This is a genomic window from uncultured Ferrimonas sp. (assembly GCF_947489035.1).
GTDB lineage: Bacteria > Pseudomonadota > Gammaproteobacteria > Enterobacterales > Shewanellaceae > Ferrimonas.
Genome location: NZ_CANLCI010000030.1, coordinates 1 through 16,955, shown reverse-complemented (window position 1 = coordinate 16,955; position 16,955 = coordinate 1). Strand labels below are relative to the sequence as shown.

Here is a 16,955-nt window from a genome sequence, read left to right as displayed (position 1 = left end):
GCTCTTCGGGGCGCCGTTTTTTCGCTTAGGCGTTAGCCATGCCCATTGTTCCAGTGGTTATGGCTATCGTTTAATTGATGCAATTAAACCCCCATCCGAACAACATAAGGAGACGAAGGTGATCTCACGCCTTCTGTGTGCCGCACTGGCCACCACACTGCTGCTATCCGGCTGCGGCTTCCGCCTGCAGGGCAACTACCAATACCCCGAACAGCTGGCGCAGGTGCAACTGCAAAGTAACGACCAATACGGCGAACTGCACCGCCTGCTGCAAGACAAGATGCGCCTGCACAACATCCAGGTGGTGAACGACGCCAACGCCCCGCGGATCTGGCTGAACAACGACCAACTTGAGCGCACCACTTTATCGCTGTTCCCATCGGGTCAGGTGGCGGAATACCAGCTGGTGTACTCGGTTTCGTTTAACGTGCAGCTGCAACAACAGCAAGCGCAAACCTTCAACGTGGAAGTGCGCCGCGATTACCTTGACGATCCCCGCACCGCCTTAGCCAAGAACCGCGAACTGGATCTGCTGCTGCAAGAGATGCGTCAAAGCGCCGCCGATAAGATCATGCGGATTTTGGCCACCACCGAAGTGGATCAAGCCAGCCAAGTTAACCCCACTCCCGACGCCAGCTAATGCGAATTTTTGCCAGCCAGCTTAACCGTGAGCTGCCCAAGCTGCCGCAAATATTGATGGTGTTTGGCGACGACGTGCTGATCCGCGAAGAGTGCCGCAACACCCTGCGCCAGCAGTTAATGAAGCAAGGCGGCGTGGAAGAGCGACTGTCGTTGGTGCAAGAGTCTTCGTTTGATTGGCAGCACTTAACCCAAGAGTGCCAGGCGCTGTCGCTGTTTGCCTCGCGCCGCTTAATCGAGCTGGAACTGCCCAGCCTTAAACCTGGCACCGATGGCGCCGCGGCCTTGGTCGACATCGCCACCGCCCTGTCGCAGCAACAAGACACCTTTTTGCTGCTGCATGGCCCTAAGCCTGCACGGGAACAAACCAACAGCAAGTGGTTTAAAACCTTAGATAAGCACGGCTTGCATGTGCAGGCGCTGACCCCAGAAGGCAGCCACTACCAACGCTGGATTGGCGAACGCGCCCGCCGCCATAAACTCAACCTGTCCAACAGCGCCAGTACGCTGCTGGCGTCGATGTTTGAAGGCAACTTGATGGCGGCGGATCAGGCCATGGCGCAGCTGGGGTTGATCAGCGACGGCGCCCGCATTGATCAGGCGCAGCTGGAACAGCTGCTTGAGGATCAAAGCCGCTACACCGTGTTCCAACTGGTGGACGCGCTGCTGGCAGGGCAGATCCCAATGGCGATTAAGATGCTTAACCAGCTGCAACAAGAAGACACCGCCCCCACCCTGATTGCGTGGGCGTTCAGCCGTGAATTTGCGCTGTTGTGCCGCTTGGCTCAGCACCAGCAAGCGGGACAAAACCGCAACGCGGCAATGAAAACCGAAAAGATCTGGGAAAAGAAGCAGCGGCTTTATGGCAACTGCTTAGACCGCTTAAGCCCAGCCCAATTGGGCGCGGCACTGGCGGGGGTGGGGCAACTGGAACAGCTGATCAAGCTCGACGGCGGCAGCGACAGCCAGCAATGGTTAGCGTTGGCCGATCTGTGCGCCCGCTTCGACGGCAACTATCAGCCGCTGTCGTTTGCGGCGGCGGGGCCTCGCGGCTAATGCGTCTTGGCATATTAGGCGGCACCTTTAACCCCATTCATCACGGCCACCTGCGCTGTGCCTTGGAGGTGCAACACGGCTTAGGGCTGGATCGGGTGGATTTACTGCCCAACGCCATCCCGCCCCACAAAGCCAGCCCCGGCGTCAGCAGCGCCAATCGCCTGGCAATGGTGCAGCTGGCCTGCGCCGATCAGCCGCAGCTGGGGGTGGATGATCGCGAGTTGCAACGCCAAGGGCCGTCCTACACCGTCGATACCCTCGCCGACATCAAAGCGCAGCAGCCAAACACGCAGCTGCACTTTATTATTGGCATGGATTCGCTGCAAAGTTTTCCCCATTGGCATCAGCATCAGCGCATTTTAGAACTGTGCCATCTGGTGGTGTGCCATCGCCCAGGCTACCCGTTGCAGGCCAACAGCAACGCGGCCCAGCTGTTGGCTAAGCATCAGATCAATCAGCAACAATTGTTGCAACAGCGCCACGGCGGCATCTGTTTGTTTGCCGCCACCGAGCTCGACATCGCCTCCAGCCGCTTGCGCGCTCAGATGGCCCAAGGCTTAGGCCCCGACTTCCTGCTGCCGAACTCGGTAGTAAACTATATCCAACAAAACCAGCTCTACCGCAGCTAACCCCCGCTGTGGGCATGGTAGCGACGCGACGAAAACGCTATACTTCGCCGCTTGTAATTTTCCAGATTGAGGTTTATGCGGTGCAACCTACCGAATTGAAAGACTTTGTTATTGAAAAGATTGAAGATCTTAAAGCCCGCGATATTGTAGTGCTGGATGTGAGCGATCGCTCTGACGTGACCGATTTCATGATCGTCTGTACCGGCACCTCCAAAACTCACGTGCGTTCCATTGCCGAACACACCGCGGTTGAAGCCAAGCGCGCCGATTGGGCTCCGCTGGGCGTTGAAGGCACCCAAGATGGCGAATGGGCGCTGGTTGATCTGTCTTCCGTGCTGCTGCACGTAATGCAAGAACAGACCCGCGATCTGTACCAGCTAGAGAAGCTGTGGGGCGCTAAGCCAGGAAACTAAATGAAGCTGAAACTGATCGCCGTCGGCACCAAAATGCCCAAATGGGTAACCGAAGGCTTTACCGAGTATCAGCGCCGTTTCCCACGGGATCTTAGCCTGCAATTGGTTGAGATCCCGGCCGGTAAACGGGGCAAAAACGCCGACATTCCGCGCATTCTTGAAAAAGAGGGCGAAGCGATGTTGGCGGCGGCACAGGGCTGTCATATTGTCACCTTGGACATCCCCGGCAAGCCGTGGGACACGCCGCAATTAGCCAAACAACTTACCCGTTGGCAATTAGATGGTCGCGATGTGGCCATTATGATTGGCGGTCCAGAGGGACTGGCCCCAGCGGTTAAGCAGGCCGCCGAACAAAGTTGGTCGCTGTCTAACCTCACCATGCCCCACCCTATGGTGCGGATTGTGATGGCAGAAAGTCTCTACCGCGCGTGGAGCATCAACAACAACCACCCTTATCATCGCGAATGAGACGCTATAAGCAGCGTGCTGCCCTTCGAGATCACGCGGCGGAGTCCGCGCTGTTTAGCCGTCGAGCCATCGTCGGCTTTTTGTTCGTTATCGCCCTGATTGGGGTGCTGTTGGGCAATCTGTATAACCTGCAGATCGTCGAATTCAACTCGTTTCAAACCCGCTCTAACGACAACCGCATTCGCTTAATTCCCGTTGCCCCCAACCGTGGCCTCATCTACGACCGTAATGGCACCTTGATTGCCGACAACCAACCGGTGTTCTCACTGGAAGTGGTGCCGGAACAAGTCGACGACATGGCGCGGCAGCTGCAAGACATTCAATCGGTGCTGCCGATCAGTGCCGAACAGATCGAGCGTTTTGAAGGTCGGGTCAAAAGCCATCGCCGCTTTAAGCCGATTACGTTAATGGGGCAGCTGAACGAACAACAAGTCGCCACCTTTGCCGTCAACAGCCATCGTTTTCCCGGCTTCACCGTTGAAGCGGGCTTAAAACGCAGCTACCCCCACAGCGCCAGCTTAACCCACCTATTGGGCTACGTAGCGCGCATCAACAGCCGCGATCAACAGCGCATTGATGACCGGGGCGACACCGCCCGCTACGCCGCCAGCCGTAACATCGGCAAGCAAGGGATTGAACGCTACTACGAAGGCACATTGCACGGTCAGCCGGGCATGCGCGAAGTGGAAGTCAACAACCGTGGCCGCATTGTGCGTACCATCAGCGGCACCGCACCGGTGGCTGGCAAAGACTTACACCTGTCGCTGGATCTGCCGCTGCAGTTAAAAGCGGAAGAACTGCTGGCCGGTCGCCGTGGCGCCGTGGTGGCGCTGGATCCCAAAGACGGCGGCATCTTAGCAATGGTTTCCAGCCCCAGTTACGATCCGAATCTGTTTGTCAGTGGCATCTCTGGCAAAGAGTACAGCGGCTTGCTGAACGACAAAGATCGGCCCCTGATCAACCGCGCCACCCAAGGCCAATACGCCCCCGCCTCCACGGTAAAGCCGCTGCTGGCGTTGTTAGGGCTAGAAAAACAGCTGATCACCGAAAAAACCAAGGTGTGGGATCCCGGCTGGTGGCAGATCCCCAACGTAAAGCGCAAGTATCGTGACTGGAAGAAGTGGGGCCACGGCTGGGTTGATCTGAACAAAGCGATCGCAAGCTCGTGTGATATCTACTTCTACGAACTGGCTTACAACACCGGCATCAACAACATCAGCAACTTTATGTATCAGTTTGGTTTCGGCCAAAGCACCGGCATCGATCTGTACGAAGAATCCAACGGCAACCTGCCAAGCCGCGATTGGAAACAGCGTAAATACAAAGAGCCGTGGTACATCGGCGATACCATCTCGGTGGGCATTGGGCAGGGGTACTGGACCTCAACCCCGTTGCAGCTGGCAAACTCCATCACCACCTTAGCCAACAATGGCCGCCGCGCCGTGCCGCACTTTTTGCAAGCGATGAGCGACGGCAATGAACGCCAAGCGGTGCCGCCGCCAGAAAAGCCACCGCTGGTGCTTGAACAACCCAGCGCTTGGAAAAGCATTCAACGCGCCATGTACCTAACCGCGAACCGCCCCGGCGGCAGTGGCTACCGCTTGTTTAACGACGCCCCCTACAAAGCCGCAGTGAAAACCGGTACCGGCCAGGTGTTCGGCGTGGCCGAAGACGCCGAATACGATGAAAACGAGGTGGCCGAGCACCTGCGCGATAACGCCCTGTTTGTGGGTTTCGCCCCCTACGACAACCCCCAAATTGTCTTGGCGGTGGTACTGGAAAACGCCGGTTGGGGTGGCGTCAACGCAGGCCCCGTGGCCCGTTCGCTGTTTGATCAATATCTGGCGCCCAAGGACACCCCCTAATGCCTAACGTAGGACACCAACGCCCCACCTTTTGGCAACGATTACACATTGATGTGCCCCTGCTGGGCGGCTTGCTGCTGCTGATGTGTTACGGCTTAATGGTGCTGTACAGCGCCAGTGGTGAAAGCGCGTTAATGCTCGAAAAACAGCTGGTACGGATCGGCTTAGGTTTAGGGGTGATGTTTGTTCTCGCCCAGTTTAATCCGGAGATCTTCCGCCGCTGGGCCCTGCCGATTTTCCTGTTGGGGATCGGCCTGCTGCTGGCCGTTACCTTCTTTGGCGAAACCAACAAGGGCGCCCAACGTTGGCTGAACTTGGGCTTTATGGAGTTTCAGCCTTCCGAGGTGATGAAACTGGCGTTCCCCATCATGATGGCGTGGTACATCAGCCAATTTCCGCTACCGCCAAAAAAACGCTATCTGGCCGGTGGTGCCGCCATCTTATTGGTGCCAACCCTGCTTATCGCCAGCCAACCGGATCTCGGCACCTCCATTTTGGTGGCCGCTTCCGGCGTCTTCGTGCTGTTTTTATCGGGCATGAGCTGGGCAGTGATCGCCGTGTGCGTGGTGGGCGTGTTGGCGTTTATGCCGGTGCTGTGGTTCTACCTAATGAAGGACTACCAGCGCACCCGCGTGATGACCCTGCTGGATCCAGAAAAAGATCCCTTAGGCGCGGGCTACCACATCATCCAATCCAAAATCGCCATTGGCTCTGGCGGCCTTGATGGCAAAGGCTGGCTGCACGGCACCCAATCGCAGTTGGATTTTCTGCCAGAACGCCACACCGATTTTATCTTCGCGGTGCTGGGGGAAGAGTTTGGTTTTCTTGGGGTGATCCTGCTGCTGGGGATGTACCTGTTCATCATCGGCCGCGGCCTGTTTATCGCCTCGCAGGCACAAACCGCCTTTGGTCGGCTATTAGCAGGCTCCATTACCCTGACTTTCTTCGTTTATCTGTTCGTAAACATCGGCATGGTCTCTGGGCTGCTGCCGGTGGTAGGCGTGCCACTGCCGTTGGTCTCTTATGGCGGCACATCAATGCTGACATTGATGGCTGGCTTTGGCATTCTGATGGGCATTCACACCCATCGTCGCTTCATCAGTCGTTAAGGTATTTCATGAAAGGACTCATCCGCTTGCTCGCCCCTGCTGCCCTGTTGGGGCTGAGCCTGAGTGCCCATGCTGCCAGCGCGTTATCCGACGCCGAGCAGCAATTTGTGGCCGATTGGCAAGCCAAAGGGGTTGCCCCTGAACTGCTGCAACAGGCACTCGCCGGCGCCAGCAAACAACAAAAGATCATCGACGCCATTACCCGACCTTGGGAAGCCAAGCCGTGGTACCAATACCGTAAGTTGTTTCTGACCGAAGAGCGCTTAGCGGCAGGCACCGCCTTCTGGCAACAGAACCAACAAGCGCTGGACGACGCCTTCACCAAGTTTGGGGTAGAGCCTGAAATTGTGGTGGCGATCATTGGCGTAGAAACCTATTACGGCCGCCATAAAGGCAGCTGGAATGTGGTGGACGCGCTGTACACCTTGGGCTTCCATTACCCGCCACGACAAACCTTCTTCCGCAAAGAGCTAGGTTACTTTTTGCAGTTAGCGCAGCAGCAAGGCTGGGCGCTGGATCAGCAAAAAGGCTCTTACGCCGGCGCCATGGGCTTGGGCCAGTTTATCCCCTCGTCTTACTTAAGCTACGCGGTGGATTTTGATGGCGACGGCCACAAAGATCTGTTCAACAACACCCGCGACGCCATTGGCTCGGTGGCCAACTACTTTGCTCGCCACAAATGGCAAGCTGGCCAGCCGGTTACCCAAGCGGTCAGTGTTACCGATGCCGCCCAAGCCAAGCCGCTGTTGTGGAATGGCAAAAAGCTGCGTCACAGCAGCGATGCCTTAACCCAAGCGGGGGTTGATGTGGCTGGGGTCCAGGCCGACAAACTGGGGCTGTTGGCGCTGGATGTGGCCGAAGATACGTGGCAGCACTATCTGGTGCACCCAAACTTCTACGCCATCACCCGCTACAACCACAGCCCGCTGTATGCCATGGCGGTGTGGCAGTTTAGCCAGCAATTGAAACAAGCGATGGCCCAGCCATGAAGCCATTCGTCGCCCCCTTGCTCCGCCTAGGCGCACTGGCCCTCTCGCTGGCCTTGGCCGGTTGTGCCAGCGGCCCCCAAGGCCGCTACGCCATCGATCAGGATCACGCCCCCAACAACGCGCCGGATCTCAGCCACATCGAACCACCCGCGCCACGTTACGAACCGATGAGCCCCGGCGGCAACCGCGACTACACCGTGCGCGGCCAAGATTACCAAGTGCTGACTGACGCCCGCGGCTTTGTCAAAGAGGGCACCGCGTCGTGGTACGGCAAGAAGTTTCATGGCCACTTAACCTCCAACGGTGAAACCTACGACATGTACGGTTTCAGCGCCGCCCATAAATCGCTGCCCCTGCCAACCTACGTTAAGGTAACCAACCTGGGTAACGGCAACAGCGTGGTTGTGCGCGTCAACGACCGTGGCCCGTTTCATGGTAACCGTGAAATCGATCTGTCTTACGCCGCCGCCTACAAGCTGGATATGCTCAAAGCGGGCACCGCCAATGTGCGGGTGGAAGCCATCACCTTTGAGCGCCCAACGGCGAAAGCCAAGCGCGGTGATGCCGTTGATCCAGCCGCCAACGCAACCGCAGACGCGGCCCCCCACTCTGAGCGCCCAAGCAACGGCAACGCTGGTCATTTCATTCAATTGGCGGCCAGCGGCCAACAAGCCAGCCTAACCGAGCTAGAACAGCGGATTTCCGCCCAATATTCCGTGCCTTCACGGGTGACTCAGCAAGGCAGCTTGTATAAACTTCAACTGGGTCCATTCGACACCGTCGCCCGTACCCAAGAATTATTGAACTTGCTGCGCCAAGCGGGTTTCAGCAGCGCCTTTAAAATTCTCGATAGCGCCGCCACCGATTGAAACTTATTTCAGCCGCCGGTTGTCACAACACAATCGTCCGCCCTAAAACGACACAAGCCCTAAAGATGACTTTGATCAAACGAACTTTGCTTTCCGCTTCTCTGCTGCTCAGCACCGCTGTTGCCGCCGCGCCCGTAGTGATCCCGAACTCACCCACCGTAGCCGCTGGTGCCTACGTGCTGATGGATTACCAAACTGGCCAGATCTTGGCGCAAGAAAACGCCCACGAGCAACGCGCTCCGGCCAGCCTAACCAAGATGATGACCTCCTACGTACTGGGGCAAGAACTTAAAGCCGGTCGCGTTGGCTTGGAAGACGAAATTGTTGTTTCCGAAAACGCGTGGGCACAAAACCCGAAGCTGGAAGGCTCGTCACTGATGTGGCTCAAAGCGGGCAGCACCGTGAAGTTGGCCGATCTGTACAAAGGCATGGTGATCCAATCCGGTAACGACGCCTGTGTGGCCATTGCCGAACACGTTGCTGGCACCGAATCGGGCTACGCCGATTTGATGAACACCTGGGCGAAAGAGCTGGGCATGACGGCCACCATCTACGAAAACGCCCACGGCTTAGATGCCCCAAGCCAGCTCACCAGCGCCTACGACATGGCCTTGCTGGGTCGCGCCTTAATTCGTGATATTCCAGAACACTACCCGCTGTACTCGCAAAAAGAGTTCACCTACAACAAGATCCGTCAGCACAACCGTAACGGCCTGCTGTGGGATCGTTCGCTCGCGGTTGATGGCATCAAAACCGGCCACACCAACAACGCCGGTTACTCGCTGGTGGCGTCCGCCAAGCGCGATAACATGCGCTTAATCTCCGTCGTGATGGGCGCCAAAAGCGCCAAAGGCCGCGAAGCCGAAAGCAAAAAACTGCTGAACTACGGTTTCCGCTTCTTTGAAACCGTTACCCCGTACAAAGCCGGCGACACCTTTGTGAGCCAGCAGATCTGGTACGGCGACAAGCCAGAGGTAAAACTGGGCGTGTTGGAAGACACTCCGGTCACCATCTACCGTGGCCAAGCCGCAAACATGAAAGCCGAGTTTGAACTCAGCCAAGAGCTGCAAGCGCCACTGAGCCGCGGCCAAGAAGTGGGCAAACTGTACTTCCGCATCGACGGCAAAGACGTAGCCAGCTACCCGCTGACCGTGTTGGAAGACGTGGAAGAAGGCAGCCTGTTCTCTAAGCTGCTGGACTACTTCAAGTTGCTGTTTAAATCTTTGCTGGACTAATTTTGTTGCCCTAGCAGCACAACACATTGATTTGAAAGGCCATCGTCCGATGGCCTTTTGCTTTTCTGGCGGCAGTGCTTGAAAAATAACAGCAGCGCCCCAAGATTGTGTGCCATTGCACCTTATTTACGTATTTTTGGAGCCATCCCATGCAGACTAAATTCGACGAACTTCTCGAGTTTCCTTGTGCCTTCCCGTTCAAAGTATTGGGCCTGAAGAGCGACACCTTGGCGGATCGCGTGGTGGCAGTGGTACAAAAACACTGCCCAGGCGATTACACCCCAACCCAAAAGCCTTCCTCTAAAGGCACCTACATTTCAGTCGCCGTAAACTGCACTGTCCACAGCAAAGAGCAGATCGAAACCCTGTACACAGAATTGGCGGCATTAGACGGCGTTAAAGGCGTACTGTAACCGCCATTGCCGTACTAAAACCGTTGTTTGTGCCAACAGAAGTGAATCGATTGGCGCAATCGACCAAGCAGCTAAGCCCATTTATCGGGCTTGGCTGACTTCATATCTGGGCGGGCGTATAATCGCCCCACGTTCCGCCCACCCCCACTGCAAGGAAGGCTTCCTCTTGGTTGAACACACGCTTATCGTTCGAGAACTGGGCCTGCAATCCTACGAGCCAATTTGGCAGGCAATGCAGCAGTTTACCGACAACCGCGACGACAACACCCCAGACGAATTGTGGCTGGTAGAGCACCAACCGGTGTTTACCCAAGGCCAAGCTGGCAAAGCAGAACACCTGCTCAATACCGGCGACATTCCGGTGGTGCCGGTGGATCGCGGCGGCCAAGTAACCTACCACGGCCCCGGCCAACTGGTGGCTTACCCGCTGTTAAACATCAAACGCCGCAAGCTTGGGGTGCGCCAGCTGGTGACCGAAATCGAGCAAACCGTGGTGGATCTGCTGGCCAAGCACGGCATTGAATCCGCCCCACGCTGCGATGCCCCAGGGGTGTATGTTGGCGACGATAAGATCTGCTCCCTTGGGCTACGCATCCGTAAAGGCTGCTCTTTTCATGGCTTAGCACTGAACATCAACATGGATATAACGCCGTTCTTGCGGATCAATCCCTGTGGTTATGCGGGCATGAACATGATCCAAACCAGTCACATAGGTGGCCCAACCGACGTGACCCAAACCGGGCGCGAGCTAAGTGATATTTTTGTTGGTCGCCTTGGCTACCAGCACGTAGAAGTTCAACAAGGAGTTCCTCATGTCTGATGCGCCAGTAAAGATGCAGCCAGGGGTAAAACTGCGTGACGCCGACAAAGTGGCGCGCATTCCAGTAAAAGTGGTTCCTAGCAAGCCGGAAGAGATGCTGCGTAAGCCCGATTGGCTGCGGATCAAATTGCCGCCAACCAGCGAGCGCATCGACGAAGTAAAGCAAGCGATGCGCAAAAATGGCCTGCACAGCGTCTGTGAAGAAGCCAGCTGCCCGAACTTAAGCGAATGCTTTAACCACGGCACCGCCACCTTCATGATTTTGGGTGCCATCTGTACCCGCCGCTGCCCCTTCTGCGACGTGGCCCACGGTCGCCCACTGAAGCCCGACGCGGAAGAGCCGGTAAAACTGGCGCGCACCATTCGCGACATGAAGCTGAAATACGTGGTATTGACCTCGGTCGACCGTGACGATCTGCGCGATGGCGGCGCTCAGCACTTCGCCGACTGCATCCGGGAAATTCGCGCCTTGAACCCACACATCAAGATTGAAACCTTGGTGCCGGATTTCCGTGGCCGCATCGACAAAGCACTGGATATTCTAAGCCAGAGCCCACCGGATGTGTTTAACCACAACTTGGAAACCGCCCCGCGGCTGTACCGTCAGGCGCGCCCTGGTGCCAGCTACCAGTGGAGCCTAGAGCTGCTGCAGAAGTTCAAGCAGCGCCACCCAGAGGTGCCGACCAAATCCGGTATTATGCTGGGCTTAGGCGAAGAAAACGACGAGATCCAGCAAGTGCTGCGTGACCTACGCGAGCACGACGTTACCATGCTGACCCTTGGCCAATACCTGCAACCAAGCCGTCACCACCTGCCGGTGAAACGCTACGTTTCCCCCGCCGAATTTGACGAGTTTAAGGTGTTTGCCGAAGGCATCGGCTTCGACCACGCCGCCTGTGGCCCACTGGTGCGCTCTAGCTACCACGCCGATCTGCAAGCGCAGGGCAAAGAAGTGAAATAACGCCGCAATCTGGCCTAAGCGTTGCACCAACAAACCCGCCTTTTGGCGGGTTTGCTGTTTGGGGCAAAGGGGGATAATGTGCCACGGTTGGCGTTAATCGTGCAGCCCCATTGATTCAAGAACATGGCGTTCAAACCACAGCAATGTTTTGAGTCGGGTTTGGCTTGAGTTCGCACCAAGAACCCATGCCAACGATTAAGCCCCATCGCCCACCTCGCCGTTTCTGGTTAGGCTGATAACTTCGGCAGCAGTAAACAGTAGGAACCCTCAATGAAACTCAACCTCATTGTTGCTTACATCGGGATAGCACTCTCATTTATGTCTTTTGCCAATCACGGTTCCGACCACATTAGCACCGCAGAACCCGAGCCGTTTTTCTCTCTGGCTGAAATTAACCATGCCGCCAAAAAATCACTGGCTGCCATTGAACAGATCAGCGCAACGGATGGGATCGGGTTGGCGTATCGCGCCTACCGGCCGCCACAACCGCAAGCCGTCCTGATCTTTTATCATGGCGCGGGGGCCCACAGTGGGCTGAGCTACAACCACATTGGCGTTGATTTAAGTGGCGACTTTGCTATCGCCGTGTACATGCCCGACATACGCGGCCATGGCGCTTCCGCAGGGGACAGAGGCGACAGCCCCAGTGTTGAGCAAGTGTGGGCAGACACCAAAACCATGGTTGAACTGGCTCGCCAGCAGCACCCCAACCTGCCCATCTTTATGGGTGGCCATTCTGCTGGTGCAGGCTTAGCACTGAATTACTCCAGCTGGGATCAGCGTGCTGAGGTTGATGGCTATGTTTTTCTCGCGCCCTACTTCGGGTTTCGTTCCGAAACCGATCACGATAACAACGCGAATAACGGCTTTGAGTTTTCCACGGTAAAAACCTCACGCTTTATCATCAACGCCATCAGCGGTGGGTTACTGCTGGGCCATTCAAAAGCCGTTATGTTTAACTTTCCCGATGCGGTACTGCAAGATCACCCTGAAATCGTGCCGTTTAACACCGTGAATATGTCGAAGGCAGTTACGCCCCATGCACCGGATGCACAATTAGCAAAAATCAGCCCGTTCGGCTTATGGATAGGCCAACAAGACGAGGCGTTTGATCCCGTAAAAGTCACCCTATTTGCACAACAACACAGCGGCAAAAAGGCCAACAAAGTGATAAAAACCGTAGAGAGCGAAAATCATTTTTCGATCATTTTGGCTGCAGCGGATCTTATTGGCCCGTGGATAAAAAGCATCAATGAACGGTAAACAACAAATGCGCGCCGTGGCGCGCAAAGTAAAGGATGAAGCCCAAGCTCGAAGCAGATACCGTTGTTATGATCGCTACTTGTAGCCTGCTGGAACAACTTCCCAAACACTGCGGCTCAGCTCAACCTCTGAGCAAGGAAGCATTAACAGGCTTCGCCATTTATGCATCTGAGTGTAAGTGGTGTGTGATTCCGGACCAGCAGCCATACACAAGTGGCTTCCCTCTAATTGAACTTGCCCTTTAGAGTTAAATTCAAATTTTTGAAAATTCTTAGCATTTAAGAACGGTTCTTCAATACCGCAGCCTTTCAGCATTAATGCATTTCCAGATAATGCTTTATCGTTAATTCCCATAACCGTTACACAACCGTTATAACTTGGGAAGTAAATCGTATTATCTTTTCTATATTCTATTGTCTCATCCGCATATGGCTGTGGGCCTTTACAATTATGTGCAGTAAGCGGCACGTCGAATCGAACATATTCGCCATTCCCTGCAACATCCACACAGTAGCCATCTGATGGTCGATCCAACCTATCTTTCAATTGAAGGTAGTAAGGAGTCAAACTGTCAGAAAAAGCATTAAAACTTATCAAGCTGGCGGCTGCCACAAAAATATATTTAATCATTAAGTAATCCATGTTTTTTTAAATGACGCCAACAATCAAAACATTTAATTGTAAGTAATCGTTAATTTTAGCGGATACATCACGCTAAGTTTAGAAAATAAAGGGCATCCTCTACCATTTAATTATACACACAATATCGGTCTGCGGAGTTAATAATCAAATAGAATTAAATAGAGACCCATCTTATTGATGTTCGATAATCCGTCTAAGTTTTCTGTATTCATGGCTGTGGCTTCGGTTCGAGGTGTCTGTTAGCGGATCTGCCGCTGCAAGGGGCACAGTGTTGTGCTTGATTGGCCCAAACAGTGAACAACAGGCAACAGATGTACAGCACCTTGGCAGTAATGGGGTCGGGCTTTAAGTGACGTTAAAGATTCGCCGAAGCTGCCTATTTTTTGGCTGCCATTCTGTTGGCGGCGGCATTGTTAACCGCCTTCCAAGCCAGCAAACTGGTGCTCAACCCCTTGGGTGAGTTCGAGCCAGCTAGCAGCCTCGTTCTCAAGCTAAGAGCCGTTGTTAGATCCTTTGTTGTGTGTTCATGCTCATGGCGTACTCAACGCAACTGGTATGCTCGCAAACGTGCTCATTATCAACCTTAAAACCCTGTGACAAATAGAACTGGTAAGTTGCTTCATTGGCTTTGTATACGTTTAAAGTCAATTGCGAACATTGCTCTTTCGCATGTGAAATCAGCCGCTTGCCAATACCTTGGCCTTGATGCTCAGGGAAAATAAAAATTGCTGCCAACAGGTTTTCATGTAGCGAGTAAAAACCAATGACATTTCCATCAGATTCAAACACATAATTTTTTGAGGCGGGAATGTAGATTTCACGCATATTTGAGACTTGAGATTCCCAAAACTCTGCAGCAACAAAGTTATGAGCTTGTACTGAAGCTTTAAGCCAAATATCGAGAACTTGCTCGATATCCTCTGGTTTGAACTGCCTGATCATTTTCATTCAACCGATAATAATTTGTAACAATCAGGCTGTATTATGGCGATTTTTACGGCAAAAAAATTGAATATTTACGACATATTAGGGCTCAATTAGCCAAAAAACAGATAACAATACACCTAAGGCGACAATGATAGCCATCTTATGGATGGTCAATAATCCATCTTATTTTCTGTGTTTGTCGGTGTGAGTGTTGTTCTTTCGAGGTGACGGTTAGCCTGATCTATAGCCGCAAGGGGCGATGTGTTGGCTTGGTTGACGGGATCAGTGAAAGGCAGGCAGCAAAAGCTGCCACAGCTTGGCGGAAACAACGATTCTTTGAGCCGAAATAACAGTGAGCCGAAGAGGCGTTTGCCGCGGCCGCGTATTCGTTGGCTGCCATCGTGTTGGCATTACGCTGATTGCACATATTTAATGTTTCTAACACCTTTAAATGTCAAAGTAGACGGTTCACTTTCATGAATTAAGTTAAAGAGACTTTCATTTAACTCTTTAACCTCTAACACCAATGAATTACTTGAAATAGCCGTACCTTCTTCTGCCCACCTGTTACCTGTTCGAACTCGAACATTCAAAGATTGCAACTGCGCCTTTTTATCAGCAGAAGAGCCAAATCATTAAAGCCCTCTATTTTAATGGCGTCAGCAAAACAGCCTTCCCAACCATCAGGAATAAAATAAAAATCATCTTCATCCCAACCTACAGCTGCAATACTTGAGTATTTCTGTTGAGATGTGTAACTAGAGGAAACTAATTGTGTCCGCTCACAAGAGTTTTTAAAGCTTTCAAGTAATCCTGATAATTTCATGCTGCCTCTTTGTAATTATAACGCACAATTAAGGGGTGAGGCACGCAATACCGAAGCTACCGCATACCACTAAAACCACTAAAACCACTAAAACCACTAAAACCAACGCATAGTAAAAATGCCACGCGTGCCGAATCAATCTTAAATTGTTTGTTATGCTTTAGGTTGCATTTATTGTAATGTATGGCTGAGTAATCACAATCAAAATACCACGGAAGATCAATATGAAAGGCTTAAAAGTCGAAAATTGGCAGCAGTGGGAGGAACTAACCTGCTACCTACTGCAACATTTCATTAAGCAACAAACAAACAACGTTATTGAGTTTCAAACATATGGTACTAGAGGACAAAGTCAGTACGGCATCGACCTTGTACCTAGATACCCACAGGTAGGGAATCTTGCAGGCATTGTTGGGCAAAGCAAACTTAAAGAGACCAATTTAAGCTGGAATGATGTGTACGCAGAACTAAAAAAAACTGACCACTACCCCAACATTATTCGTTGCTACATTCTTTTTACTACCGCCAACCATCATACGACTATCCAAGATAAGCTTAACCATGAGCCTTATTATTACACGCGACCTAATGGGGAAAAATTTAGAGTCTTAGTAAAATACTTCTCAGATTATGAGGATCTTTCATTTGTTCCTCAAAATGTTTTGTCTCGTTTGTTTCCAGCAGCTTTTTCGCTTTTTAAAGCTGGGCAAGATTCACGGGAAGCATATCTAGAGTCAATACGAGCAATGAAAGAATTTATTCCACGGTGGCTCAATACTAACTCTATAACTTGGCTAGACACTTGGGATTTTTCTTGCGGATATGTTAAAGAAAGTGATTTCCGCTGTTTTTATGACCTATGGTTTGAATATGACAAAACAGTTACAGCACTCAAGCATGAAGGGCTAACATCTTGGGTTACAGAAGGAGAGCGCATATACATCTCAAAATGTTTACCAGCAGCAAATGAGTTTTTTGAAGCCCTTACTAATTTTCAAATGGCGGTTTCTGAAAGTATCATCGGTAGAGATGACATATTAACACTTGAGGGGATACCGGCGAATGAATGGCCCAGAATAACTAACAATTGGAGCTCCAACGCCGCACAGCTTTCATATCTGTATAAGAAAGACATTTTAGGTCAATATCAATACTAATAATTTAACCCCTATTTACAGGGGTTAAATTAAGCATAACGCCTTGCTAAGCGGCAATAAAATAGTTGGCTAAAATTAGCGAGGAACGAGCAAAAGCCAACTGTTTTTTGTCCGTTTAAGCAACTTGTTAAGTGCCTAGTCTCCATGACAGTTTTTGAATTTTTTACCGCTACCACAAGGACATAACTCTTTTCTTTTTAAGCCACCACTTTTATGTGCTGCCTCGTAAGCAGATTTCTCTGGATCTTGTGACCCATAATAATTATTTATAATTGTTGGCTCTGGTTGTTTGTTCGAAGCTCTCATTGTTTGAATGAATAAAATCAAAGTAAGAAGAAAGCCTAACATTGAGTAAAACTCACCTGCATTGGTTGGAACAATTAAATTAGATAAACCAGAGAGTTCTGGAACTTCTAATTCAATAGTTTTTATAAAGTCATCCGTCTCTTTTTTCTCTGATTTTTGCTGCTCAGCAATTATTATTTTTAATTTATCTAAAGTGTCGTTTGCCACAACAGGGCTAGATAAGACATTAAAGGCTGATTTAGCAAAATGTAGATTACTACTGGAGTCAGTTGTTGCATCTAACACTTCAGCGAGGCGTTGTTGATCAAATCAAACCAGAAAACACAGCTATATCAAAGAGCTTGGCTGATTATGCAACTTGCTGACGA

At 52.3% G+C, this 16,955-nt stretch carries 19 protein-coding genes; 15 read left to right on the top strand and 4 right to left on the bottom strand.

Translation table 11 applies throughout. The annotated features are described in order from the left end of the window. The first annotated feature begins 118 nt into the window (after positions 1–118). The 14 genes from lptE (at position 119) to Q0796_RS15340 (ending at position 12,729) form a co-directional block, all read left to right on the top strand. A complete protein-coding gene (gene lptE / locus Q0796_RS15405) occupies positions 119–640 on the top strand; it encodes an LPS assembly lipoprotein LptE (RefSeq protein ID WP_298444759.1) in 522 nt (173 codons plus the stop codon). Then, complete coding sequence (gene holA, locus Q0796_RS15400) at positions 640–1,695, top strand: DNA polymerase III subunit delta (RefSeq protein ID WP_298444757.1); 1,056 nt, start codon at positions 640–642, stop codon at positions 1,693–1,695. The genes lptE and holA overlap by 1 nt, the downstream gene beginning before the upstream one ends. Beyond that, positions 1,695–2,324: a nicotinate-nucleotide adenylyltransferase gene (nadD, locus tag Q0796_RS15395; protein WP_298444755.1), complete on the top strand. Its 630-nt coding sequence runs from the start codon at positions 1,695–1,697 to the stop codon at positions 2,322–2,324. The genes holA and nadD overlap by 1 nt, the downstream gene beginning before the upstream one ends. Positions 2,325–2,404: 80 nt before the next feature. Then, the gene (gene rsfS / locus Q0796_RS15390) at positions 2,405–2,737 is read left to right on the top strand and encodes a ribosome silencing factor (protein ID WP_298444753.1); all 333 of its coding nucleotides are present in this window, start codon (positions 2,405–2,407) and stop codon (positions 2,735–2,737) included. Next, positions 2,738–3,205, top strand: coding sequence for a 23S rRNA (pseudouridine(1915)-N(3))-methyltransferase RlmH (gene rlmH, locus Q0796_RS15385; protein WP_298444751.1), 468 nt, complete (start codon positions 2,738–2,740; stop codon positions 3,203–3,205). It abuts the gene before it with no gap. Beyond that, complete coding sequence (gene mrdA / locus Q0796_RS15380; protein ID WP_298444749.1) at positions 3,202–5,070, top strand: penicillin-binding protein 2; 1,869 nt, start codon at positions 3,202–3,204, stop codon at positions 5,068–5,070. Before rlmH ends, mrdA begins: the two co-directional genes overlap by 4 nt. Further along, entirely contained in the window at positions 5,070–6,179 is a 1,110-nt protein-coding gene (rodA, locus tag Q0796_RS15375; RefSeq protein WP_298444747.1) for a rod shape-determining protein RodA, read from the top strand. The genes mrdA and rodA overlap by 1 nt, the downstream gene beginning before the upstream one ends. Before the next feature lie 8 nt (positions 6,180–6,187). After that, complete coding sequence (gene mltB, locus Q0796_RS15370) at positions 6,188–7,168, top strand: lytic murein transglycosylase B (RefSeq protein ID WP_298444745.1); 981 nt, start codon at positions 6,188–6,190, stop codon at positions 7,166–7,168. Beyond that, the gene (locus Q0796_RS15365; protein ID WP_298444743.1) at positions 7,165–8,037 is read left to right on the top strand and encodes a septal ring lytic transglycosylase RlpA family protein; all 873 of its coding nucleotides are present in this window, start codon (positions 7,165–7,167) and stop codon (positions 8,035–8,037) included. Before mltB ends, Q0796_RS15365 begins: the two co-directional genes overlap by 4 nt. Before the next feature lie 65 nt (positions 8,038–8,102). Beyond that, positions 8,103–9,272 (top strand): serine hydrolase, encoded by a 1,170-nt coding sequence (locus Q0796_RS15360; protein WP_298444741.1) that lies wholly within the window; start codon positions 8,103–8,105, stop codon positions 9,270–9,272. A gap of 149 nt (positions 9,273–9,421) precedes the next feature. Continuing rightward, positions 9,422–9,685, top strand: a complete 264-nt coding sequence (gene ybeD / locus Q0796_RS15355) for a DUF493 family protein YbeD (protein WP_298444740.1) — start codon at positions 9,422–9,424, stop codon at positions 9,683–9,685. A 166-nt stretch (positions 9,686–9,851) separates the two neighbouring features. Further along, on the top strand, positions 9,852–10,505 hold the full coding sequence (gene lipB / locus Q0796_RS15350; protein ID WP_298444738.1) for a lipoyl(octanoyl) transferase LipB: 654 nt from the start codon (positions 9,852–9,854) through the stop codon (positions 10,503–10,505). After that, positions 10,498–11,466: a lipoyl synthase gene (gene lipA, locus Q0796_RS15345; protein WP_298444737.1), complete on the top strand. Its 969-nt coding sequence runs from the start codon at positions 10,498–10,500 to the stop codon at positions 11,464–11,466. The genes lipB and lipA overlap by 8 nt, the downstream gene beginning before the upstream one ends. 270 nt (positions 11,467–11,736) lie before the next feature. Further along, a complete protein-coding gene (locus Q0796_RS15340) occupies positions 11,737–12,729 on the top strand; it encodes an alpha/beta hydrolase (protein WP_298444735.1) in 993 nt (330 codons plus the stop codon). Positions 12,730–12,804: 75 nt separating this feature from the next. On the opposite strand, the gene Q0796_RS15335 is transcribed toward Q0796_RS15340, so the two are convergent. The 3 genes from Q0796_RS15335 to Q0796_RS15325 all read right to left on the bottom strand — a co-directional run bounded on the left by Q0796_RS15335 (position 12,805) and on the right by Q0796_RS15325 (position 15,124). Next, positions 12,805–13,359, bottom strand: a complete 555-nt coding sequence (locus tag Q0796_RS15335; RefSeq protein WP_298444734.1) for a hypothetical protein — start codon at positions 13,357–13,359, stop codon at positions 12,805–12,807. Between the two features lie 516 nt (positions 13,360–13,875). Then, positions 13,876–14,319 carry an N-acetyltransferase gene (locus Q0796_RS15330; RefSeq protein WP_298444732.1) on the bottom strand — a complete coding sequence of 148 codons (444 nt, stop codon included), beginning with the start codon at positions 14,317–14,319 and terminating at the stop codon, positions 13,876–13,878. A 568-nt stretch (positions 14,320–14,887) separates the two neighbouring features. Next, positions 14,888–15,124 carry a hypothetical protein gene (locus Q0796_RS15325; RefSeq protein WP_298444730.1) on the bottom strand — a complete coding sequence of 79 codons (237 nt, stop codon included), beginning with the start codon at positions 15,122–15,124 and terminating at the stop codon, positions 14,888–14,890. 224 nt (positions 15,125–15,348) lie between these two features. Here Q0796_RS15325 and Q0796_RS15315 point away from each other — a divergent pair, with 224 nt between their 5' ends. Continuing rightward, positions 15,349–16,281, top strand: a complete 933-nt coding sequence (locus tag Q0796_RS15315; RefSeq protein WP_298444729.1) for a hypothetical protein — start codon at positions 15,349–15,351, stop codon at positions 16,279–16,281. Between the two features lie 135 nt (positions 16,282–16,416). Here the strand turns inward: Q0796_RS15315 and Q0796_RS15310 are convergent, their stop codons facing one another. Then, a complete protein-coding gene (locus tag Q0796_RS15310; protein ID WP_298444728.1) occupies positions 16,417–16,872 on the bottom strand; it encodes an SEC-C domain-containing protein in 456 nt (151 codons plus the stop codon). Positions 16,873–16,955 lie beyond the last annotated feature (83 nt).